The following is a 20,707-nucleotide window of genomic DNA, read 5'->3' as shown; positions in this document are numbered from 1 at the left end:
CCTAGCTGTGCAAGGTCGGTTGAAGTTTCACCAGCGCGGGCGAAACGTCAACCAACCTCCACGTCCAACTTACTCGGTGGACAGCAGGTCCATCGAATGACGGTCCATCATTTCCAGCGCCTTGCCGCCGCCACGGGCGACGCAGGTCAGCGGGTCTTCGGCGACGATCACCGGCAGGCCGGTTTCCTGGGCCAGCAGCTTGTCCAGGTCGCGCAGCAGCGCGCCACCACCGGTCAGCACCAGGCCGCGCTCGGCGATGTCCGAAGCCAGTTCCGGCGGGGACTGCTCCAGGGCGCTCTTGACCGCCTGGACGATGGTCGCCAGGGATTCCTGCAGCGCTTCGAGCACTTCGTTGGAATTCAGGGTGAAGCTGCGCGGTACGCCTTCGGCCAGGTTACGGCCACGGACGTCGACTTCGCGGACTTCGCCGCCCGGGAAGGCGGTGCCGATTTCCTGCTTGATGCGCTCGGCGGTGGATTCACCGATCAGGCTGCCGTAGTTGCGGCGCACGTAGGTGACGATGGCTTCGTCGAAGCGGTCGCCGCCGACGCGGACGGATTCGGCATAGACCACGCCGTTGAGGGAGATCAGGGCGATCTCGGTGGTGCCGCCGCCGATGTCGACGACCATGGAGCCACGGGCCTCTTCCACCGGCAGACCAGCGCCGATGGCGGCAGCCATCGGCTCTTCGATCAGGTACACCTCACGGGCGCCAGCGCCCAGGGCCGATTCACGGATGGCGCGGCGTTCCACCTGGGTGGATTTGCACGGCACGCAGATCAGCACACGCGGGCTGGGCTGCAGGAAGCTGTTCTCGTGAACCTTGTTGATGAAGTACTGCAGCATCTTCTCGCAGACGCTGAAGTCGGCGATCACGCCGTCCTTCATCGGACGAATGGCGGCAATGTTGCCCGGGGTACGGCCCAGCATGCGCTTGGCTTCGGTACCGACCGCTACGACGCTCTTCTGGCTGCCGTGGCTACGAATGGCGACCACGGACGGTTCGTTCAGGACGATGCCGCGCTCGCGCACATAAATAAGGGTATTGGCAGTGCCCAGGTCGATCGACAGATCACTGGAGAACATGCCACGCAGTTTTTTGAACATTGGAAAGAAACCCATAGGTGGCGCGTGGGTGAAAAGTGCGCGGGTAAAAAAGTGCGGCAAACTCTAACAATGACGGGGGTTTTGGGCAAGGCGGCAATTTATGCTAGATTCCTCGTTTTTCGGGCCTGCCGGCCCGTCCCAGCGGCCTTCGACCGTCTGCCGCGGGTTCTGTTCCCTGCCCCTCAATTCCTTCCGGCCAGGTCCAGTTCGAACCGGGCCGCTCTAGCTGGAGACCCCGATGGCGCTTGAACGCTCCGACGTGGAAAAGATCGCCCACCTCGCCCGCCTGGGCCTGGAGGAAGCCGACATTTCGCGCACCACCGATACCCTCAACAACATCCTCGGCCTGATCGACGCCATGCAGGCGGTCGACACCGACGGCGTGGAGCCCCTGGCCCACCCGCTGGAAGCCACGCAGCGCCTGCGCGCCGACGCCGTCACCGAGGAGAACCGCCGCGAAGCCTACCAGGCCATCGCGCCGGCCGTGGAAGACGGCCTTTACCTCGTCCCGAAAGTCATCGAGTAAGCGCTAAGGACACGGACATATGCTGCATCAATTGACCCTCGCCGAAGTCGCCCGCGGACTCGCCGACAAGCAATTCTCCGCCCAGGAACTGGCCACTGCCCTGCTCGCGCGCATCCAGCAGCTCGACCCGCAGCTGAACAGCTTCATCACCGTCACCGAAGAGATCGCCCTGGCCCAGGCCAAGGCGGCCGACGAGCGGCGCGCCAAAGGCGAGACCGGGGCCCTGCTGGGCGCGCCGATCGCCCACAAGGACCTGTTCTGCACCCAGGGCGTGCGCACCAGCTGCGGCTCGAAGATTCTCGACGCCTTCGTCTCGCCCTACGATGCCACCGTCGTCGAGCGCCTGGCCGACGCCGGCACCGTGAGCCTGGGCAAGCTGAACATGGACGAGTTCGCCATGGGCTCGGCCAACGAATCCAGCCACTACGGCCCGGTGAAGAACCCCTGGGATACCTCCCGCGTACCGGGCGGCTCCTCCGGTGGCTCCGCCGCCGCCGTGGCCGCGCGCCTGATCCCGGCCGCCACCGGCACCGACACCGGCGGCTCGATCCGCCAGCCGGCCGCGCTGACCAACCTCACCGGCATCAAGCCCACCTACGGCCGCGTATCGCGCTGGGGCATGATCGCCTACGCCTCCAGCCTCGATCAGGGCGGCCCGCTGGCCCGCACCGCCGAGGACTGCGCGCTGATGCTCGGCGCCATGGCCGGCTTCGATCCGAAGGACTCCACCTGCGTCGACCAGCCGGTGGACGACTACCTGGCCGCCCTGGCCAAGCCGCTGACCGGCCTGCGCATCGGCCTGCCGAAGGAATACTTCGGCGCCGGCCTGGACAGCCGCATCGCCGACGCGGTGATGAAGGTGGTCGAGCAGCTCAAGCAGCTCGGCGCGGTGGTCAAGGAGATCTCCCTGCCGAACATGCAGCACGCGATCCCTGCCTATTATGTGATCGCGCCCGCAGAAGCGAGCTCCAACCTCTCGCGCTTCGACGGCGTTCGCTACGGCTACCGTTGCGTAGACCCGAAGGACCTGCAGGACCTGTACAAGCGCTCCCGTGCCGAAGGTTTCGGCGCTGAAGTGAAGAACCGCATCATGGTCGGCACCTACGCGCTTTCCGCCGGTTACTACGACGCGTATTACCTGAAAGCTCAGAAAATTCGTCGCCTGATCAAGAACGATTTCACCAGCGCCTTCGCCGAAGTCGACGTGATCCTCGGCCCGACCACGCCGAACCCGGCCTGGAAACTGGGCGAGAAGAACAACGACCCGGTCGCCCAGTACCTGGAAGACATCTACACCATCACCGCCAACCTCGCCGGCATTCCGGGCCTGTCCATGCCGGCCGGCTTCGTCGACGGCCTACCGGTGGGTGTCCAGCTGCTCGCGCCGTACTTCCAGGAAGGCCGCCTGCTCAACGTCGCGCACCAGTACCAACAGGTCAGCGACTGGCACAAACAAGCACCGGCTGGATTCTGAGGACGACACACATGCAATGGGAAACCGTGATCGGGCTGGAAATCCACGCACAGCTCTCCACCCAATCGAAGATCTTCTCCGGTAGCGCCACCACCTTCGGCGCCGCCCCGAACACCCAGGCCAGCCTGGTCGACCTGGCCATGCCCGGCACCCTGCCGGTGCTGAACCAGGAGGCCGTGCGCATGGCCTGTCAGTTCGGCCTGGCGATCAACGCCGAGATCGCCGAGCGCAACGTGTTCGCGCGCAAGAACTACTTCTACCCGGACCTGCCCAAGGGCTACCAGACCAGCCAGATGGATCACCCCATCGTTGGCAAGGGCCACCTGGACATCACCCTGGAAGACGGCACCGTCAAGCGTGTCGGGATCACCCGCGCGCACCTGGAAGAGGACGCCGGCAAGAGCCTGCACGAAGACTTCCACGGCATGAGCGGCATCGACCTGAACCGCGCCGGCACTCCGCTGCTGGAGATCGTCTCCGAGCCGGACATCCGCAGCGCCAAGGAAGCCGTGGCCTACGTCAAGGCGATCCACGCCATGGTGCGCTACCTGGGCATCTGCGACGGCAACATGGCCGAAGGCTCGCTGCGTTGCGACTGCAACGTCTCGGTGCGGCCCAAGGGCCAGGCCGAATTCGGCACCCGCGCCGAGATCAAGAACGTGAACTCCTTCCGTTTCATCGAGAAGGCGATCAACCACGAAGTGCAGCGCCAGATCGAGCTGATCGAGGACGGCGGCAAGGTCGTGCAGGAAACCCGCCTGTATGACCCGAACAAGGACGAAACGCGCTCCATGCGCAGCAAGGAAGAAGCCAACGACTACCGTTACTTCCCCTGCCCGGACCTGCTGCCGGTGGTGATCGAGCGCGCCTTCCTCGAAGAACTGCGCACGCAACTGCCGGAACTGCCGGACCAGAAGCGCGAGCGCTTCGAGAGCCAGTACGGCCTGTCCGCCTACGACGCCAGCGTGCTGTCCGCCAGCCGCGAGATGGCCGACTACTTCGAACAGGTCCAGAGCATCTGCGCCGACGCCAAGCTGGCGGCCAACTGGGTAATGGGCGAGCTTTCCAGCCTGCTCAACAAGGACGGCCTGGAAATCGAGCAGTCGCCGGTTTCCGCCGAGCACCTGGGCGGCATGATCCTGCGCCTGAAGGACGGCACCATCAACGGCAAGGCAGCCAAGACAGTGTTCGCCGCCATGGCCGAAGGTGAAGGCTCGCCCGACGAGATCATCAAGGCCAAGGACCTGGTGCAGAACACCGACTCGGGCGCCGTCGAGAAGCTGCTGGACGACGTGCTGGCGGCCAACGCCGAGCAGGTCGAACAGTACCGCGCCAGCGACGAAGCCAAGCGCGGCAAGATGTTCGGCTTCTTCGTCGGCCAGGCCATGAAAGCCGCCAAGGGCAAGGCCAACCCGGCACAAGTGAACGAACTGCTGAAGAAGAAGCTCGAAGCCTGAGCCCACACTTCAACGACGCCGGGCTTGCCCGGCGTTTTTTCGTCCGGAGGTTCGATGCTGCGACCCATGGCCCTCATCGGTTGCCTGGCCCTGCTGGCCGGCTGTAGCACCACGTCATATGACAGCGAATCGGAAGTCTCCGGGCGCGGCTACCGCGCCGAAGGCACCGCGTCCTATTACGGCAAGGCGCACCATGGCAAGCGCACTGCCAGCGGCGAGCGCTTCAACCAGAACGCCCTGACCGCCGCGCATCGCACCCTGCCCTTCGGCACGCGGGTCCGGGTGACCAACCTCGACAACGGCCGCAGCGTCGTGGTCCGGATCAACGACCGCGGGCCGTTCGGCCGTGGGCGGATCATCGACGTCTCCAAGGCTGCCGCCGAACAACTCAACATGCTGCGTTCCGGCACCGCGCCGGTGCGCCTGGAAGGTCTCTGAAGGAGTCAGAATGAGCAATGACAACCGCAAGGCCGGCGAGCAGGTCCGCCGTGAAGTGATGGGCGACGTCTTCGTCGACCGCGCGCTGGGCAACGCCACCGAGTTCACCCAGCCGCTGCAGGACTTCGTCAACGAGCACGCGTGGGGCGGCGTGTGGAACCGCGAGGGCCTGCCGCGCAAGACCCGCAGCCTGATCACCCTGGCCGCGCTGACCGCGCTCAAGTGCCCGCAGGAGCTGAAAGGCCACGTGCGCGGCGCTCTGAACAACGGCTGCACGGTGGAAGAGATTCGCGAAGCGCTGCTGCATTGCGCGGTCTATGCCGGTGTTCCGGCGGCCATCGATGCCTTCCGTGCGGCGCAGGAAGTGATCGATGCATGGCAGGCGGATCAAAACGCCTGATTTTCAGCGGCGCCAATTGGCGCTGTTCGCGGGCATGGCCCGCTCCTACAGGTTGGCACCACAGCAACCGGGAAACGCCGAAGCGCAGCGCCCATTTGTAGGAGCGGGCCACGCCCGCGATCAGTCGGCAGGGCCGACGGTTCCCGCCATTACGGATAACTGAACCGTTTCACCAGCGTCAGCTCACCCGGCTGGCGCATCGGGATCAGGAAGGACTCCTGCTTCTCGTTCACCGTCCCCTCCTCCGTGACGATGGTCACCTGCGCCGTGGTCAGCGGCTTGGCCGCGTTCACGTCGCCGGAGCTTTCATCCGAACTCCAGCCACCGCCGTAGTAGTTCACGTAGACCAGGTACTGGCCCTTGAGCGGGGTCGGGCTGGCGATGATTTCCGGGCCGTAGCCGGTGGTTACGTCGACGTCCTGGGCCGCGCCATTGGGCAGCGAGCGGTTGCCGTACCAGACGTGCCCACCATCGGGCGTCACCAGGTGCAGGTCGAGGTCGGTGTTGTCCGAGTCCCACGACAGCATGACCCGCAGCTTGGCCGCTACCTCGCCACCGCCGCCGCCATGGTAGAACTGCACGCGCTTGCGCTGCTGGCCGTCCGGGCTGACGACCTCGACGCTGTTGGAGCCCGCCGGGAAGGCGAACGGCCGGTCGAACTTGCCGTCGCTCTCTACCCGCATCGGCATGGCCACGCCGTTGACCACCAGGCGCGCCGGGTCCTTGCTGTCCTTGGGCAAGCCACGGATTTCACCGCGGATGCGCGCGGTATCGGACTGGTCTTCCCGCGAGTTCACCGAGGACGCCGGGTAGTTCACCGTCTGCCGGAAGTCGGCCTTGTCGCCATCGCCCGAGCGCCAGCCCCCCAGCGGGGTATCCAGGCTGATCGGCGATTCGGCGGCCTGCGCGCCCAGCGGGATCAGGCTGGCGAGCAGGGACAGGCGGAGCACGTGGGCGAGTTTCATGCTGATCATTCCAGTATCAGGCGACGGGCCAGGCTTTCCACGTAGCCCTCGTCTTGTCCATTGGGGTGCGCCTGGAAGGCCAGGTGCAGGTATTCATGAGCCAGGTCGAGGCGATCCTGCTGGGAGTAAAGGCCGCGCACATAGATGCGCTGGCGTTCGCGGTCGACGTAGGGCCGGCCACTGCTCAGGCGGCACACGGCGAAGGACTGCAGTTCCTCATAGCCTGCCTCGGTTTCCAGGCGTGGGCGCCAGTCGCGGCGTTGCGCCTTCAGCCAGCGCTCGGCCTCGGGCAACGACTGGCAGGCGGCTGTCGGGTTGCTCCAGCGGCTCAGGCTGGTGCGCGGGAAGGCGCGGGCTAGGATCGCGTCATAGCGCAGGCCCTTGGCGGCCTGCTCCTGGGCGTCGCGCCAGGACAGCTTCGACTGCCCCGCCTCGTCCGAGTGGTAGGTGACGGTGCCGCCAGCCAGCACCAGATCAGCCGTCCAGGCCGCTATGCCATGCGCTGCCTCGCTGGCCGGACGCGGCGCCACACGCTGGCGCTGGCTGCTGTCGTCGATGCTCAGGCAGTCGCCGCGCGGGGCGCCGTTCTGCAAGAGATAAGTGCGGATGGTCACCGCCAGCGCCTTGGCCGCTTCCGGCGGCGTAGCGGAAGCCTCGCGGTCGAGCACGCGGGCGACGTACTCCTCGCGGGACAGGCGGGCAGTCAGGCGCGGCCCCTGCACATCGCGCTCGAGGAAAAGGTCGCCGCTGCTGTTCACGTCGAGTCGAACGCCATTGGCGAACAACACATTCTGCCGGCCCGCCAGCAGGCCTTCGGCGGCGGGCTGATTGCGCACGTCGTAGACCTCTTTCAGCGGATAGCGGCTGAACAGCCCGACTTCGACGCAACGCCCCGGATCGCTGGGCCACGGCGCCGGCAGCGCGGCACCGATGGCGTTGCCGTACCTGGCCAGCACTGTCTTGCTGGTGCCCGGCCCGCGCGCCCAGAGCGGCGTGCCGTCGACCAGCCAACCGGCGAAGCCGCCCTCGCGCCGACCGCCTTCATCCCAACTCCAGGTCTTCACCCGCAGGCGCCCACCCAAAACGGCAGGGGCGCGGCCTTCGTCGGCTGCCAGGCTGACATCGAGCAGCACCTTGCGCGCCTGCTCCTGGGCCGGCAGGTGCTGCAGTTGATCGAGCAGTTCGGCGACCGGTACTTGGGTCTGCGGCGCCAGCTTGTCCAGCTGGGCGATCCAGGCCGGCGCGTGGCGCGCCTGCCAGTATTGCTGCCAGACCGCAGCATCGATGCCCAGGCGCTGCGGCTGGAAGTACAGACCGCAGGATTTCACCAGCGCGGCGTCGCGCTCGATGCTCTGCCCCGCCGTGCAGCAATACACCTCTTCCTTGCTTTCGCCGCCGCACTGATATGCCGGTTCCTGCTGCTCGGTGTCGTTCAGCCAGGCGTAGACGAACAGCTTCCACAGGCTGCCCAGCGGCGCGTGCAGGTCCGCCGGCAATGGCTGGCGATCGAGCACCTGCTGCGGCCCGAGCCGCAGCAGTTCGTCGCCCTGCGCGGTGCGCCAGGCCAGCTGCGCCTGCTCTTGCGAGCCGGGCGCCGCGAGGGCACTCAGCGGCAACAGCAGGATCAGCCCGGCCAGACGTGCGCGCATCGATTACTGAACCTTGATCTTCGCCAGGGCCGGCTGCTGCTCCAGCGCCTGCTCCTGCGGCGCATAGAGGCGCTGGTAACGCGCCGGCGGCAGGACGAACTCGCCCTTCTGCGAGAAGCGAACCAGATGACGGAAGCGCAGCTCGCCGCCCAGGGTGTCCACCGGCACGCCATAGAACAGGTCACCCGGCTCGTTGCGGGCGCGTTCCAGGCTGGTCGCCTCGACACCGCCCAGGCCGCTGATCTGCAGACCCCAGGTGGTGCGCTCGACGTCCGCACCTGGCGGCAGAGGCACTTCCAGCATGCCGTAGCGCAGGGCTTGGGCCTGCTCGGTGGTCAGGGTCACTTCATCCAGGTACAGCTCGTCGCTGGACAGCGGCTTGTCGCCCAATTCCTCGGCGCTGAAGGCGAAGGCGTCCTCGCCCGGCACCAGGCGCAGCAGGCGGCGCTTGATGGTCACCGGCAGCTGGCTGGCCGGCGCTTCGGCGCTGCGGAAGGTCACGGAAGCGTTGAGCGGACGCGAAGGCGCGGCGCTCAGGTCCAGCTGCGCAGGCACGTCCTTGCCCTGCCATTGCCAGAAGGCATCGCCGGTGGTGCTGTGGCTTTCCTTCCAGTCCGCGACCGGTTTGGGCAGCTCGGCAGCCGGGGCATCGGCCACGGCGCGCTGCATCCAGGTCAGCGCCAGGGCGCGTTCGACGGTGGATTGCTGCGGCGCCAGGCTCTGCAGCAGGGCGCGGGCACGGCTGGCATCGACAGTACCGCTGTAGAGCTGCACGGCACGGGCGAACGGCTGGTCGCTGGTATTGAGCTTCAGGCGCGCACCATCCAGTTGCCTGGCGAACCCGGACGGCAGCGCAACCTTGTTCTGCTCGGCCAGGCTGGCCGTCAGTACACGGGCCACTGCCAGGCCCAGCTCGGAGTCCGGCTGGCCCATGACCAGGCTGTCGTCGCTGTCGAAGTCGTTCACCGACTTCGCCGCCTCGCCGTTGCCGGCGTTCTCCAGGTCAGTGAGCAGGCCGCTGACCAGGGTCTGCACCGGCAACTTCATGTCGCGGGCAAAGGCCAGGATCAGCGCGCGCTGCAGCAGCGGCGTGGCGCTGGCGCGTGCGGAGTAAAGCTCCAGGACGCGCTGCCAGTGGTCCGGCGGCAGCTGGATTTCCAGGGCGCGGCTGGCGTGCCAGTCGGCGTAGTAGGCATAGGCGGTGAGGAAGGCGTCGTAGTCTTCGCCGCCCCACCAGGTGAAGTAGGCGTCCGGGCCGGCCATCTGCACCAGGCGCAGGCGGCTGGTCTGCATGATCAGCCGCAGGCGGTCGCGCACACGCGGCTCGCCGTTGGCCAGCATCGGGTAGGCCACACTCAGCGGCAGCAATTGGCTGGCGGTCTGCTCGACGCCCCCCCAGGGGTAGTCGAGCAGCGAGTCGAGATTGCCGCGCAGCAGGGCCTGGGCGCTGTCATCCAGGCGCAGGCTGACGTCGCGGGCATCTGCCGGCAGCTGCAGCGGGGTGTTCTGCGCGTTGACCTGCAGCGGCCTGGACTGCAGCACCTGCCAGCTGTCCGCCACGAGGCTGAAGTGCACACCGAGGCTGTCGCGCACCTGGCCTTCCTGACGCAGTTCGACGCTCCAGTCGCCATCGCTGAGCGGCTGTTGCGGCAGGGCGATGTAGTTGACGCCACGCTTGAGGTCCAGCGCCTGGGTCTTCTCCGCGCCATTGGCGCGGATCAGCAACTCGGCCTTGGTGTCCTGCTCGCCCTGGTTGAAGACGAACAGTCCCAGGTCCGGCGCATCGCCCGTGCGGAAGCGTTTCGGGCCACTCCACTTCAGGTAAAGCGGCTTCTCGGAGCGGATGAACTGCTTCTTCTGGCCGACCTGCCCCTGGTCATCCATGGCACGGGCGGTGATACGCCAGCGGGTCAGGGAGTCGGGCATGCGGAACTTGAACTGGGCCTTGCCGTTGGCGTCGGTGACCAGCTCCGGCTCCCAGGCGGCGGTGTCGACTTCCTCGCGGCGCGGGCGCTCCAGCACCTTCACGCCACGCTCGCTGCGGTTGGCGCGGCCGGGCGCGCTGGGCGAACCGGGCAGTGCCACGTCGTAGCTGATGAACGCGAGGCTGGCACTGGTGCGCACGTTGTTGCGGCGCGGGTGGTAGAAGAACTGGTCGATGCCCGGGGCGATTTCCGGCTGCAGTGCGTAGATCATCTCGTCCACCACACTCACGGTGAGGTGACTGGAGACAGGCTTGCCGGCGTAGGCGGTGTCGAGGTTGACGGTGACCGTCTCGCCCGGCTCGTAGCGTTCCTTGTCGGTGCTGACGGCGATCTCCACCTGCGGCACGGCGACCTTGATGCCGGCGTTCTGGAAGCTGTAGTCGCCGCTGCGGGTGTAGAGCACGGAGAAGGTCAAGTTCGGCGAGAACTCGGCCTTCACCGGAATGCGGGCGCGGTACTGGGTCGGGTTGAGCTTTTCCAGCTTCAGCCAGTCGCCGCCCTTGGACAGCAGTGCGGTGGCCTCGACCTTGTCGCGCTCCAGCGACAACAGCGCGTCGTCCACCGGCTCGGGGAAGGTGATCAGCGCCAGCGCTTCTTCACCGGCCTGGTACTCGGCCTTGTCGAGGACGATTTCCACGGTGCCCGGGACGGCCTTCACGCCGTCGCCGCTGACCGAGTGGCCGGTGCCGCCGAGCAGCTGGCCGGCCTTGTCGCGCAGCTCGACGCTGTAGGTGCCGGGCTTGTCGAAGGTAATGGCGAACTTGCCGCCTTCGACTGCGCCGTCGCCGCTGCTGCGGTCTTCCAGGCGTAGCCAGCGGTAGGCTGTGGGCAGTACCGGCGTCTGCTGTTCGGCGGCGTAGCTGAACTCGACCTTGTCACCGGCGGCGCTGAAGCGCTGCGGCGCGCTCACGCGGTAGCGCGCGGCGCCACGCTCGATGAGGATTTCCTTGCTGGTCTTCACGCGGTACGCGGCGCCATCGCTGGCGAACACGGTGAGCATGTAGCGGCTGGGTTTCTCCGCCGCCGGCAGGTCCAGCGCGGCGCGGCCCTGCTCGTCGGTGGTGATCTGTGCGCTGGTCAGCTCCACGGGGAACTGGCCGAGGTACTGCAGTTCGTTGTCCACCATCGACAGCTGCTGGGCGCGCAGGCTCAGCTCCAGGCGCGCATTGGCCACCGGCTTGCCGTCCGGGTAGAGCAGGATCAGGTTGCCCTTCACCGGCTCGCCGGTCTTGAAGTCCGGCTTGGCCAGGTCGAGGGAAATCTCGAAGTGCGGCTTGATGTACTCGGCGACGCGGAAGGCGCTGCTGTAGGTCTGGTCGCGGTAGTCGAAGCGCAGCTCGTAGCCGCCGGCGACGGCGTTGGCCGGCAGCTGGAAGCGGCCATTGGTGCCGCTCCTGGCGTCGTACTTGAGGTCGAGGGTCTGCAGCGTGGTGCCGGCGGCGTCGATCACCGACAGGCGCAGCGGCGCGCTCTGCGGCGACTGCGATTCGCGGGAGTTCTTGAATTCGCGACCGACGATCTTCAGCGATACCCAGTCGCCCGGACGGTACAGCGGGCGGTCGGTGAAGGCGTAGAGTTTGGTGTCGTAGATTTCGCTGTCGTAGTAGAAGTTCTCGGAGACGAAGACGCCACCCTCCTCGTCCTCGCCGATCACGAAGGAGCGCTCGGGGCTGACGTGCTGCAGGCGCAGCAGGCCGTCGGCGTCGCTGCTGCCGCTGCTCATCACGCCCAGACCATCGGTCCACAGCACCTTGGCGCCGCCCACTGGCGTGCCTTCGTGCTTGCGCGCGGTCCACACCAGCAGCTCATTGCCGGCGATCTTGCTCACCGCAACGCTGTTGGAGACGAACACAACGGTGGTCGCGCGGTATTTGCCGACCAGCGCCTCGACCAGGTACAGGCCGGGCTTCAGCTTGCCCAGCGGCACGTAGACGTTGCCCGGTGCGACATTGATGAACTCGCTGGAAGAGCCGGCGAGGCTGACTTCCTTCGGCGGCTGGATCGGTTTGGCGTCCCACAATGGATAGCGGAACTGGATGACCATCGGCAGGCCGGGAATCGGCGCGTACTGCGGCTGCGCGTCATAGGGCGTCGGCGCGCGCATGGCATTGCCCATCTTCAGCTCGGGCACCACCTCGGTGACCTGCTGGCGCGACTCGTAGGAGAAGGTCCGCTGCATCACCCGACGCGACTTGCGGTACCAGTTGTCCCACAGGTAGGCCAGGGTGTTGGACAGACCCTCGCCCTTGAACTGCCCTTCGGACAGCACGCGGTGCAGGTTCTTCTGGCGCTTGAGGAAGTCCAGCGGCTTGTCGATGCGGTAGACGCGGATATCCGCGCCACCGTATGGCTCCATGCGGTAGCGACGGTAGTCACGGCCTGGCGCTTCCAGGCGCACCTTGGCCACCTCGTCGGAAGCGAAGCTTGAGTCGGCGAGCAGGAAGAACGACTCGCCAGCCATGGGCGCGTAGTTGCTCGCCGGGACGTCATCGTCCGCCTGCACGATCGCGGGCGCGGCGGCGAACAGGCCGGCGCAGGCCAGGGCAGCGGCAATGCCGCGCAGCGCGTTCATCGGGTCAGGAAGGACAAGCGATAGACGCCGATAAAGTTGGGATTGGATTCGTCGGGTATCCATCGGGTGTCCTTCCATGTCATGAGTTGTTGCAGGCTGACCGAGCGCATGCCGTTGTCGGTCGCCGTACGAGTGCCGGTGTGATAAGCGATGTCGCGGCCCATCCAGATCATCAGATGCTGGTCATCGCCCTGGTCGAAGAACATCAGGTCGCCGGGACGCGCCTGGTTGAGGTCGCGACCAACGAGCTGGCTGTTGTATTGAATGAGTTTGATCGCGTTGACGTAGGGGCCGGTCTTACCGCCGCCCTGCTGCCAGGTCTGCGCGAGATTGCGCTGTGCGTCGGACAGTTCCAGCTCCGGCGGCAGGTAGCGGTTGGACATACCGTTGGCGCGCAGCCACTTGGCGTCATGCACCTTTAGCGCCTCGTTGGCGGCAAAGCGCACGAGGCCGGCGCAGTCCTGCTGGTACCAGCGCGGGTTCGGCCCGCGACGCAGCTGCTCCTCGGCGATGCGCACGAACCAGGCGCGGAACACCTGGGTCTGCTGCGCATCCAGCGCCGGCTCCGTTGCGTGCGCCAGCGTGGCGACAAGCAGACTGGCCAGCAGCATGAGGGGTTTGCGGATCACAGCGCCTTCCATTCCAGCGGCAACCACTCCCACTCACCGCTAGGCTCGCTGCCAGCCGGCAGGGTCAGGGCGTAGGAGCCGTTGCCGGCGAGAGTCTTCAGGCGCGGCAGGAGCAGCGTGTCGGCGGCGTTGCGGAATACCGGCTCGATGTCCTGCGGCAGGCTGTCCAGGGTCTCACGCTGGAGCAGTGCGGACAGCGTCTTGGGCGCCAGGTACGCGGGCACCAGGGCGTCCTTGGGCAGCACGTCGGCCAGCGGCGGGTAGCGCTTGGCCAGGGTGTTGCGGGCCTTGTCGAGCAGCTTGTCGTCGATGGAGAACAGCAGGGTGTTGCCATCGCGCAGCAGGCTGACGCGGAAGAAGCCGTTGCCGCTGACCTGGTCGGGATTCCCCGCCTCGCTGGCCGGGTACTGGCCGAAGCGCGAGCTGACTTGACGCTGCCACAGGTGACCTTCGCCCTCGGCACGACTTTCAACCTCGAAGGCGCCGGCCTCCACGTTGGCCTCGTAGGCTCCGATCATGCTGCCGAACAGCTTGCCCAGTTGCTCGTCCAGCTCGGGGCTGGCCGGCGCGTCGAGCTTCACCGCGAGCAGCGGCGAGTGCAGGCGCGAGTCCGGGTACCAGCACAGGCCGGCAGCGCCGGAGAGGTGCTCGGAGAAGGCGGCTGCCATCTTCTGCTCGGCGCCCAGCTTCACCAGCATGTTGTCGTACAGGCCCGGCGTGACCGGCAGCGCGACGCAGGCGCTGGCGCCCATGGGCATGGCCTGCCAGACAGGGGTGAAGTCCAGGTCCGGCTGGCGGGCAACCTCGTTGAGCGCCAGGTAGCTGTGCCAGCCGTCCTTGCCCTGTTCGAAGCGCACGCCAGCGAAGGTCGGGATGAAGCGCTGGTAGCCCATGGCGAGAACACCGGCGCCCAGGGTGATGCGCTGCTTCAGCTCGCCACGCGGTTCCAGGGAGAAGTCCTTGGCGAACAATGGCTCGCCTTCCAGCGCGCTGCCCAGGTCCTTGGCGACGGCGGCATCGGGCTCGCCCAGGTTGTCGTAATCCGGGTTGGGGAAGAGCATCTTCGGGTTCGACAGAACCAGCATCTGGTCGCCACGGGAGACGAACAGCAGGGTCTTCTCGGCGCCATAGCGCAGGCTGTAGACCGGCGTGGCGCTGCTCTTCACCTGGATTTCCGCGACCTTCTTCAGCTGGCTGTCATCGGCCGCGATCCTGGCCAGCGGCTCCAGCACCTTGGCCAGGCCGCCGCGCTTGAGCACCACCATGAAGTCGCGCAGACGGCCATCGGCACCGCGCCACAGGGCGACCTGGGCCGGCTGGTCGAGCAGTTCCTCGATCACGCTGTCCTTCAGGGTCAGGTCGTGCTCGTAGACGATGCGCCGCAGGGTGCCGGTCAGGCCCAGGCGGTCGGCGTTGTTCTCGTAGTAGAAGACGAAGTCCTCGGTGAGCACGTCGCGCAGCAGCGGCACTTCCAGCACGGCCTTGGGCAACTGGCTGAGGGAGGCGCTCTCGATCAGCGCGTCGGGGCGCTTGAGGTCGCGGACCACTTCCGGGCTTTCCGGCGCTTCCAGGGTCCCCACCGGCGCCGAATGGAAAGCCGGGATCAAGCCGAAGGCGAGGGCCAGGCCACCGGCGACCAGCGCGGCGGCGAGCGCGCCGATGGCGATCAGCGGACCACGGCCCGGGGCCTGGGCCGGCGTCGGCGTGGAGGTGCTGTCTTGGCTGCTGGAGGGCGTATTGTCGCTCATGGATCGCTTGTCCCGTGTCATCCCTGCGAGGGGCGAATTCAGTAGTTGAAGGTCTTCACCAGCACCAGATCACCGATGGTGCGCATCGGCACCACGAAGGTCTCGCGCTTCTCGTTGACGGTATTTTCGTTGAACACCAGGTTGATCTCGGCGGTGATCACGTCCTGCTCGTGGTTGCCTTCCTGGAAGTTGTAACCCTGGCTGGCGTTGTAGTTGCCCCAGTAGTTCACGTAGACCAGGTAGGTGCCGTGCAGCGGCGCGGCCATGGTGAACATTTCCGGGCCGGGGCCATCGACGCCGTCCGGGTCGAGGCCGCCGCCATTGCTCAGGCGCGGCCGCGCCCAGAAGGCATGCTGGCCGTCGGGCGTGACGATATGCAGGTCGAGCTCGGCCTTGGGGTCGTTCCAGCCCAGCGCCAGGCGCAGGCGCGGCGCGACCCGGTGGTTGTTGGCCTCGTAGAACTGGATGCGCTTGAGGGATTTGCCCTCGGCGCTGGCCACCTCGACGCTGTTGCTGCCGGCGCCGAAGTTGTACGGACGGACAAACCTGCCTTCGCCGTCGGTGTAGAGAGGGAGCGGATTGCCGTTGACTACCAGGCGCTGGGCACGGTCGACGCCGGCCACTTCGCGCAGGTGGCCCTCGATCAGGCTGCGGCCACGGGAACCGCCCCGGTCGATGGGTGGCGTGGGATAGGCCACGCGGGGCACGCTGGGATCATCGGTCAGACCCGAATAGCGCCAGCCGGCGGCAGGGCTGGAGAGGTCCGCACTCGGCTCGGCAGCGACCGTCGCAGCCAGGAGACTGGCTGACAGAAAAAAGACGGCACGAACCATCCGACGCGTGAGCTGCATGAACATTCCTTGATCGTGCATAGCGGGGGGAGCCAAATGTAACCGGTCTTGTCGACGCGCGGAACGGCGTTAGCGCGGCGTTGCGACCCAAGGCGATCTTTCAGAAATTTCCTACAAGCTGAATAGCCTTTTTCGCAACACCCATTGGAAGAATCTCGACTTCCCCCGAGTCACATCCAGCCGCCCCACTGCAGGACGAAGATGCCGATGTTGGTCGTCAGCGCCGCCACCAGGGTGGTGATGACGATGATCGACGCCGCCAGCTCGTGATTGCCATTGGCCGCACGGGCCATGACATAGCTGGCCGCCGCCGTGGGGCTGGCGAAATAGAGGAACAGCACGCCCAGTTCGGCGCCGCGGAAGCCCAATGCCCAGGCGACGGAGGTGCAGATCAGCGGCAGCCAGACCATCTTCATCAGGCTCGCGCTGATCGCCAGCCCACCGCTTTCGCGCAGCGAGGCCAGCGACAGGGTGCCGCCGATGCACACCAGCGCCAGCGGCAGGGTCATCTGGGCGAAGTAGTCAGCGGAGGTCAGCAGCCACTTCGGCAGGCCGATACCGAACCAGGAGAACGGCAGCGCCGCCAGTACGCTGATGATCAGCGGATTGCAGATGACATTGCGGGCGATGCTCAGCGGGTCGGACTTCATGCTCGGGCTGTAGATCGCCAGCACCACCGAGGACAGCGTGTTGTAGCAGAGGATCACCAGCGCAGCGAGGACCGAGCCCAGCGCCAGGCCGTGGTCGCCATAGAGGCTGGTGGCCAGCGCCAGACCGATGATGCCGTTGTTGCCGCGGAATGAACCCTGCACGTAGACGCCACGCTCCTCGCGCGGCACCCGCCAGACGGCCCAGCCCCAGGCCAGCAGGAAACCCACCAGGGTCGCCGCGCAGAAGTACAGCAGCACTTCGGGGCGCGCCGCACTGTGCAGATCGGAGTGGTAGATGCCGAGGAACAGCATCGCCGGCATGGTGGCGTTGAACACCAGCGCCGACGCCGTCTGGATGAATTCCGGGTTGATCGCCCCCACGCGGCGCAGCAGCACTCCGAGGAACAGCATGGCGAAGACCGGGGCGGTGATGCTGAAGGTCTGGAGCAGGAGTGCGAGCATGGGGCGGGAGGGGTCTGGGCGGTGGGGGCGACAATCATAGCAAGCTAAGTACCCACCGCGCCGGGGCAAATCAGGCTTCGCCCTCTTCCTCGTGGGCCAGCGCCAGGTACTCCGTAGACCTGGTCACGTCGCCCTCGGCCACGCGGGTCAGCTTGCCGTCGACGGTGGCGCCATTCTCCATGCTCAGTTGGCGATACTGGATATTGCCCATTACCCGCGCATTGGAATGCAACTCCAGCAGGTGCTCGACGTACAGGTCGCCGACGATGGTGCCGTCGATCAGCGCATCATAACTGCTGACATTACCCTCGATTCGGCCTTCCGCACTGAGCGCCAGCAGGCTGGCCGCGCCGGGCTTGTGGATTACGTTGCCCTTCACCGTGCCGAGGACCTTCAGGCCGTCCTCGAACTGAATGTCTCCTACCAGAGCGACGTTGCCGGACAACAGGCTGGAGAACTTGTCCACCGTCACCTGCGGCCCTTTTTTCTTGCTGTTGCTGAACATCGAATTTCCTCGCGCGGACTACTTGCCAGGTTTCTGCTGGCGGTAGAAGGCCAGCTCGGTCTTGAGTTTCTTGATCTCGGCCGACATCGAATCGATGCGGCGCATCAGTTGTTCACGGTTGGCGCGGTCCTCCTCGCCCTGCATGCGCTTTTCCTCCAGTTCGGCGGTCAGTTGCACCACCTGTTCCTGCAGCGCATGCAGCTCATCGGCGTGTTTCTGGCCCTGGCTGTCGTCCAGCCCGCGCACGAACCACAGGCCCGCCAGCACCGCCGCCAGCAGGACGAACAGCGCCAGCAGGCGGCCGAACCATGCCGAGCCACGGGGAGCATGGGGCGAATGGTCGGCGCGTAGCAGGTCGCGGGTAGAAGGCTTTCTAGTCCGTGGCCATGCCATCGCTATCGATCTCCATTCCCCCTAGCGAGAGGAAGTTCTGTGGGTCAACGAACTCGCCGTGGTAGAGCACTTCGAAGTGCAGGTGCGGGCCGGTGGAACGCCCGGTGGAGCCGACCTTGGCGATTTCCTGCCCCGGCAGCACGACGTCGCCAACTTTCACCTCCAGCTTGGAAGCGTGGGCGTAGCGGGTCACCAGGCCGTTGCCGTGGTCGATTTCCACCCGATTGCCATAGGAGGGGTTCGGCCCCGCCACGATCACGCGCCCTCCCGCGGCCGCGTGGATCGGGCTGCCGGTGGGCGCGGAGAAGTCCTGCCCGGAATGGAAGGCCAGGTGATGATTGAAGGGGTCGAATCGGTTGCCGAAGGGCGAGCCCAGGCGCGCCTGCTCGACCGGCCGGCGCGCTGGAATCGCCATGAAATCGGCATTGCGGCGGGCCACCTGATCCATCAGCAGGTCGAAGACCCGGCGCAGGCATTTCGCCGAGCGCTCGCCCTGCTGCAGATCGTCGGTCGAGCCGGGCAGCGGCTCGGCACAGGGACGCGGAGGCAGGAGGATGCCGCCCTCGCCTTTGCCGGACGCCGCGACCTTTGCCGCGGCCTTGGGCTTGGGTACCAGTTCCGGATCGACCTTGGCCAGCTTGCGGGCGATTTCCTCGTGACTGTCGACGGCCTGGAGCAGATAGGTCGCATCCTTTTCCAGTACCTGCAGGCGACCGGCCAGGTCGCCGATGCGCTCCGCGGCGAAGCGTTCGCCGGAGTCGTCTTCCGCCGCCGGCTCGGCCGGGGCAGCGACCGGCATCGGCGCCGGCGCGAGGTTGACCCGACCGACCCAGATGCCGCCGGCGAAGGCCGCAACAGCGAACAGTACGGCCACGCAGCCACCGATCACCACGATCCGGCGCGGGTCGACCAGGCGCAGGTCCGAGCGGGTCAGGGCTTGGCGTGACGGGGAAAGGGATTTCATAGCGGTACCAGTGAATTGCATTCGGCCCGACGGGTGGCCGCCGGGGTGCACAGGGTACCTGTTCTTGAAAACTTCGCAGCGGCTAAACACTGAAAAATGTAAATAAATAAGAAGAAATCATCTTGTCTGAGAAGACTTTCAGATGTTTCCCACTAACAGGATCACATTATCCCAGTGAATCAAACTGCCACTACGCCGGTAAAACGGACTCGATCTCCTGCAAACGATGCTCCTCCAGGCGCAGTTGGCGCGAGTGGAATCGCTTCAGGCTGACCCGGTGGCCAATGCTGACCAGCGTCACCCCCGGCAACTGGTCGAGCAGCACCTGATAGAGCGCGGCTTCGTCGGATTCATCGAGCGCGGAGGTGGCTTCGTCGAGGAACAGCCACTGCGGTGCGTAGAGCAGCGCGCGGGCGATGGCCAGGCGCTGCTGCTCGCCCGGCGAGAGCACACGCTGCCAGTGATCGGCGTCATCCAGACGCGGCACCAGCGAATCCAGGCGGCACAGATGCAGCACCTGCTTCAGCTGCTCAGGGGCGTGGCGATCGCCTGACTCCGGATAGCTCAGCGCCTCGGCCAGGGTGCCGATGGGCAGATAGGGTTTCTGCGGGACGAACAGGCTGCGTGCGTCAGGCATCTGCACCACGCCGCTGCCATAGCGCCAGAGGCCGCTCATGGCGCGCAACAGGGTGCTCTTGCCGCCGCCGGAGGGGCCGCCGATCAGCACGTGCTCGCCGGGGTTCAGCTCCAGGCTGGTGGGCTGCAGCAATTCTCGGCCGTTGCCCAGGCTCAGGGTGAGGTTGTGCAGTTGCAGGTTGTCACCGGTCTTGCGCGCGTCGATGTTGGCGGACTCATGGGCAGTCTCGTCCATGGTCTCGCGGAAGCTCAGCAGACGGTCGCAGGTGGCGCGCCAGCTGGCGAGGCTGGCGTAGGCGTCGATGAACCAGCTCAGGCCGTCCTGCACGTTGCCGAAGGCGGAGTTGATCTGCATGAGTTCGCCGAGCTGGATCTGCCCGGAGAAGTAGCGCGGCGCGGCGACGATGAAGGGAAACACGGTGGCGATCTGGGCGTAGCCTGAGCTGAAGAAGGTCAGGCGCTTCTGCACCTTCATCAGTTCCCAGAAATTGCTCCAGACGTTGCGGAAGCGGCCCATCAGGCGGGCGCTCTCGTTGGCCTCGCCGTTGTACAGGGCGATGCTTTCGGCGTTCTCGCGCACCCGCACCAGGCCGAAACGCAGGTCCGCCTCGTAGCGTTGCTGGCGGTTGTTCAGACCGATCAGGCGGCGTGCGATGAGGTGCGTCAACCAGCTGCCGACCGCGGCGTAGAGCAGTGCCGCCCAGAACATGTAGCCGGGAATGCTGATACCGAAGAGCTCGATGCTGCCGGATACGCCCCAGAGAATGACCGAGAAGGACACCAGGCTGACGATGTTGCGGATCAGCCCCAGACCAAGGGTCAGGGTGGTGTCGGTGAAGCTGTTGAGGTCTTCGGAAAGACGCTGGTCAGGGTTGTCGGTGTGCCCACGCTGCTCCAGGCGGTAGTAGTTCTTGTCGCCCAGCCAGGCGGCGAAGTGCTTCTCCGTAAGCCAGCGGCGCCAGCGGATGGTGAGCATCTGGGTGAGGTACAGCCGGTACACCGCGGTGAGGATGAACACCGCGGCGATGCCGCAGAACATCAGCATCAGGTGGATGAAGCTCTTCAGGTCCTTGTTCTGCAGGGCGTTGTAGAAGTCGCGGTACCAGCTGTTGAGCCAGACGCTGAGGGCCACGCCGACCAGCGACAGGGCGATCACCACGATCAGCAGCAACCAGGCCATGCCCTTCTCTTCGCTGCGCCAGTAGGGCGCGGTGAGTTGCCAGACTCGGTGGAAGAAGCGGCTGCGAACGGCGTCGTTCGCGGCCCGGTACTCGGCGCTGTCGGTCATGGGGGTCG

Annotated in this window: 17 protein-coding genes; 5 read left to right on the top strand and 12 right to left on the bottom strand. The window is 66.2% G+C overall.

All coding sequences use genetic code 11. From position 1 onward, the window contains the following. Positions 1–69 precede the first annotated feature (69 nt). Entirely contained in the window at positions 70–1,107 is a 1,038-nt protein-coding gene (gene mreB, locus IB255_RS06240) for a rod shape-determining protein MreB (RefSeq protein WP_017518164.1), read from the bottom strand. 238 nt (positions 1,108–1,345) lie between these two features. On the opposite strand from mreB, the gene gatC reads away from it, so the two are divergent. Genes gatC through IB255_RS06215 form a run of 5 tightly spaced genes read left to right on the top strand, consistent with a single transcriptional unit; the run spans position 1,346 to position 5,402 of the window. Further along, the gene (gene gatC / locus IB255_RS06235; protein ID WP_015475813.1) at positions 1,346–1,633 is read left to right on the top strand and encodes an Asp-tRNA(Asn)/Glu-tRNA(Gln) amidotransferase subunit GatC; all 288 of its coding nucleotides are present in this window, start codon (positions 1,346–1,348) and stop codon (positions 1,631–1,633) included. A 19-nt stretch (positions 1,634–1,652) separates the two neighbouring features. Next, complete coding sequence (gene gatA, locus IB255_RS06230; protein ID WP_192209898.1) at positions 1,653–3,107, top strand: Asp-tRNA(Asn)/Glu-tRNA(Gln) amidotransferase subunit GatA; 1,455 nt, start codon at positions 1,653–1,655, stop codon at positions 3,105–3,107. A gap of 11 nt (positions 3,108–3,118) precedes the next feature. Continuing rightward, entirely contained in the window at positions 3,119–4,564 is a 1,446-nt protein-coding gene (gene gatB, locus IB255_RS06225) for an Asp-tRNA(Asn)/Glu-tRNA(Gln) amidotransferase subunit GatB (RefSeq protein WP_081517441.1), read from the top strand. 54 nt (positions 4,565–4,618) lie between these two features. Further along, positions 4,619–5,002 carry a septal ring lytic transglycosylase RlpA family protein gene (locus IB255_RS06220; RefSeq protein ID WP_192209897.1) on the top strand — a complete coding sequence of 128 codons (384 nt, stop codon included), beginning with the start codon at positions 4,619–4,621 and terminating at the stop codon, positions 5,000–5,002. A 10-nt stretch (positions 5,003–5,012) separates the two neighbouring features. Beyond that, positions 5,013–5,402, top strand: coding sequence for a carboxymuconolactone decarboxylase family protein (locus tag IB255_RS06215; protein WP_151189460.1), 390 nt, complete (start codon positions 5,013–5,015; stop codon positions 5,400–5,402). A gap of 149 nt (positions 5,403–5,551) precedes the next feature. Here the strand turns inward: IB255_RS06215 and IB255_RS06210 are convergent, their stop codons facing one another. The 11 genes from IB255_RS06210 to IB255_RS06160 all read right to left on the bottom strand — a co-directional run bounded on the left by IB255_RS06210 (position 5,552) and on the right by IB255_RS06160 (position 20,699). Continuing rightward, complete coding sequence (locus IB255_RS06210) at positions 5,552–6,367, bottom strand: YfaP family protein (protein ID WP_081518163.1); 816 nt, start codon at positions 6,365–6,367, stop codon at positions 5,552–5,554. Positions 6,368–6,372: 5 nt separating this feature from the next. Beyond that, the gene (locus tag IB255_RS06205; RefSeq protein ID WP_192209896.1) at positions 6,373–8,016 is read right to left on the bottom strand and encodes a DUF2300 domain-containing protein; all 1,644 of its coding nucleotides are present in this window, start codon (positions 8,014–8,016) and stop codon (positions 6,373–6,375) included. A 3-nt stretch (positions 8,017–8,019) separates the two neighbouring features. Then, positions 8,020–12,573, bottom strand: a complete 4,554-nt coding sequence (locus IB255_RS06200; RefSeq protein WP_192209895.1) for an alpha-2-macroglobulin family protein — start codon at positions 12,571–12,573, stop codon at positions 8,020–8,022. Beyond that, positions 12,570–13,184: a DUF1175 domain-containing protein gene (locus tag IB255_RS06195; RefSeq protein WP_225594755.1), complete on the bottom strand. Its 615-nt coding sequence runs from the start codon at positions 13,182–13,184 to the stop codon at positions 12,570–12,572. Before IB255_RS06195 ends, IB255_RS06200 begins: the two co-directional genes overlap by 4 nt. A 14-nt stretch (positions 13,185–13,198) precedes the next feature. Then, positions 13,199–14,950: a DUF2138 domain-containing protein gene (locus tag IB255_RS06190; protein ID WP_192209894.1), complete on the bottom strand. Its 1,752-nt coding sequence runs from the start codon at positions 14,948–14,950 to the stop codon at positions 13,199–13,201. A gap of 38 nt (positions 14,951–14,988) precedes the next feature. Next, positions 14,989–15,783 (bottom strand): YfaP family protein, encoded by a 795-nt coding sequence (locus tag IB255_RS06185; protein ID WP_081518162.1) that lies wholly within the window; start codon positions 15,781–15,783, stop codon positions 14,989–14,991. Between the two features lie 188 nt (positions 15,784–15,971). Next, the gene (locus tag IB255_RS06180) at positions 15,972–16,913 is read right to left on the bottom strand and encodes an AEC family transporter (protein WP_081517434.1); all 942 of its coding nucleotides are present in this window, start codon (positions 16,911–16,913) and stop codon (positions 15,972–15,974) included. A gap of 70 nt (positions 16,914–16,983) precedes the next feature. Further along, positions 16,984–17,418, bottom strand: a complete 435-nt coding sequence (locus IB255_RS06175; RefSeq protein ID WP_192209893.1) for a bactofilin family protein — start codon at positions 17,416–17,418, stop codon at positions 16,984–16,986. Between the two features lie 18 nt (positions 17,419–17,436). Beyond that, on the bottom strand, positions 17,437–17,811 hold the full coding sequence (locus IB255_RS06170) for a hypothetical protein (RefSeq protein WP_225594718.1): 375 nt from the start codon (positions 17,809–17,811) through the stop codon (positions 17,437–17,439). Next, on the bottom strand, positions 17,792–18,775 hold the full coding sequence (locus IB255_RS06165) for a M23 family metallopeptidase (RefSeq protein WP_081517432.1): 984 nt from the start codon (positions 18,773–18,775) through the stop codon (positions 17,792–17,794). The genes IB255_RS06170 and IB255_RS06165 overlap by 20 nt, the downstream gene beginning before the upstream one ends. Before the next feature lie 190 nt (positions 18,776–18,965). Beyond that, entirely contained in the window at positions 18,966–20,699 is a 1,734-nt protein-coding gene (locus tag IB255_RS06160; protein ID WP_081518160.1) for an ABC transporter ATP-binding protein/permease, read from the bottom strand. Positions 20,700–20,707 lie beyond the last annotated feature (8 nt).

Source organism: Pseudomonas sp. PDM22 (assembly GCF_014851965.1).
In the GTDB taxonomy this organism is placed as follows: domain Bacteria; phylum Pseudomonadota; class Gammaproteobacteria; order Pseudomonadales; family Pseudomonadaceae; genus Pseudomonas.
The sequence above is the reverse complement of the archived record's forward strand: the minus strand, read 5'-3'. Positions and strand labels throughout refer to the sequence as shown.

Excerpts from the sequence above, each read along its gene's own strand:
- IB255_RS06220 (WP_192209897.1), top strand. The coding sequence starts at position 4,619 with ATGCTGCGACCCATGGCCCTCATCGGTTGCCTGGCCCTGCTGGCCGGC.
- IB255_RS06195 (WP_225594755.1), bottom strand. The coding sequence starts at position 13,184 with ATGCTGCTGGCCAGTCTGCTTGTCGCCACGCTGGCGCACGCAACGGAG.
- gatB (WP_081517441.1), top strand. The coding sequence starts at position 3,119 with ATGCAATGGGAAACCGTGATCGGGCTGGAAATCCACGCACAGCTCTCC.
- IB255_RS06190 (WP_192209894.1), bottom strand. The coding sequence starts at position 14,950 with ATGAGCGACAATACGCCCTCCAGCAGCCAAGACAGCACCTCCACGCCG.
- IB255_RS06175 (WP_192209893.1), bottom strand. The coding sequence starts at position 17,418 with ATGTTCAGCAACAGCAAGAAAAAAGGGCCGCAGGTGACGGTGGACAAG.
- IB255_RS06200 (WP_192209895.1), bottom strand. The coding sequence starts at position 12,573 with ATGAACGCGCTGCGCGGCATTGCCGCTGCCCTGGCCTGCGCCGGCCTG.
- mreB (WP_017518164.1), bottom strand. The coding sequence starts at position 1,107 with ATGTTCAAAAAACTGCGTGGCATGTTCTCCAGTGATCTGTCGATCGAC.
- IB255_RS06170 (WP_225594718.1), bottom strand. The coding sequence starts at position 17,811 with ATGGCATGGCCACGGACTAGAAAGCCTTCTACCCGCGACCTGCTACGC.
- IB255_RS06180 (WP_081517434.1), bottom strand. The coding sequence starts at position 16,913 with ATGCTCGCACTCCTGCTCCAGACCTTCAGCATCACCGCCCCGGTCTTC.
- IB255_RS06165 (WP_081517432.1), bottom strand. The coding sequence starts at position 18,775 with ATGAAATCCCTTTCCCCGTCACGCCAAGCCCTGACCCGCTCGGACCTG.
- IB255_RS06215 (WP_151189460.1), top strand. The coding sequence starts at position 5,013 with ATGAGCAATGACAACCGCAAGGCCGGCGAGCAGGTCCGCCGTGAAGTG.
- IB255_RS06205 (WP_192209896.1), bottom strand. The coding sequence starts at position 8,016 with ATGCGCGCACGTCTGGCCGGGCTGATCCTGCTGTTGCCGCTGAGTGCC.
- IB255_RS06210 (WP_081518163.1), bottom strand. The coding sequence starts at position 6,367 with ATGAAACTCGCCCACGTGCTCCGCCTGTCCCTGCTCGCCAGCCTGATC.
- IB255_RS06160 (WP_081518160.1), bottom strand. The coding sequence starts at position 20,699 with ATGACCGACAGCGCCGAGTACCGGGCCGCGAACGACGCCGTTCGCAGC.
- gatC (WP_015475813.1), top strand. The coding sequence starts at position 1,346 with ATGGCGCTTGAACGCTCCGACGTGGAAAAGATCGCCCACCTCGCCCGC.
- gatA (WP_192209898.1), top strand. The coding sequence starts at position 1,653 with ATGCTGCATCAATTGACCCTCGCCGAAGTCGCCCGCGGACTCGCCGAC.
- IB255_RS06185 (WP_081518162.1), bottom strand. The coding sequence starts at position 15,783 with ATGGTTCGTGCCGTCTTTTTTCTGTCAGCCAGTCTCCTGGCTGCGACG.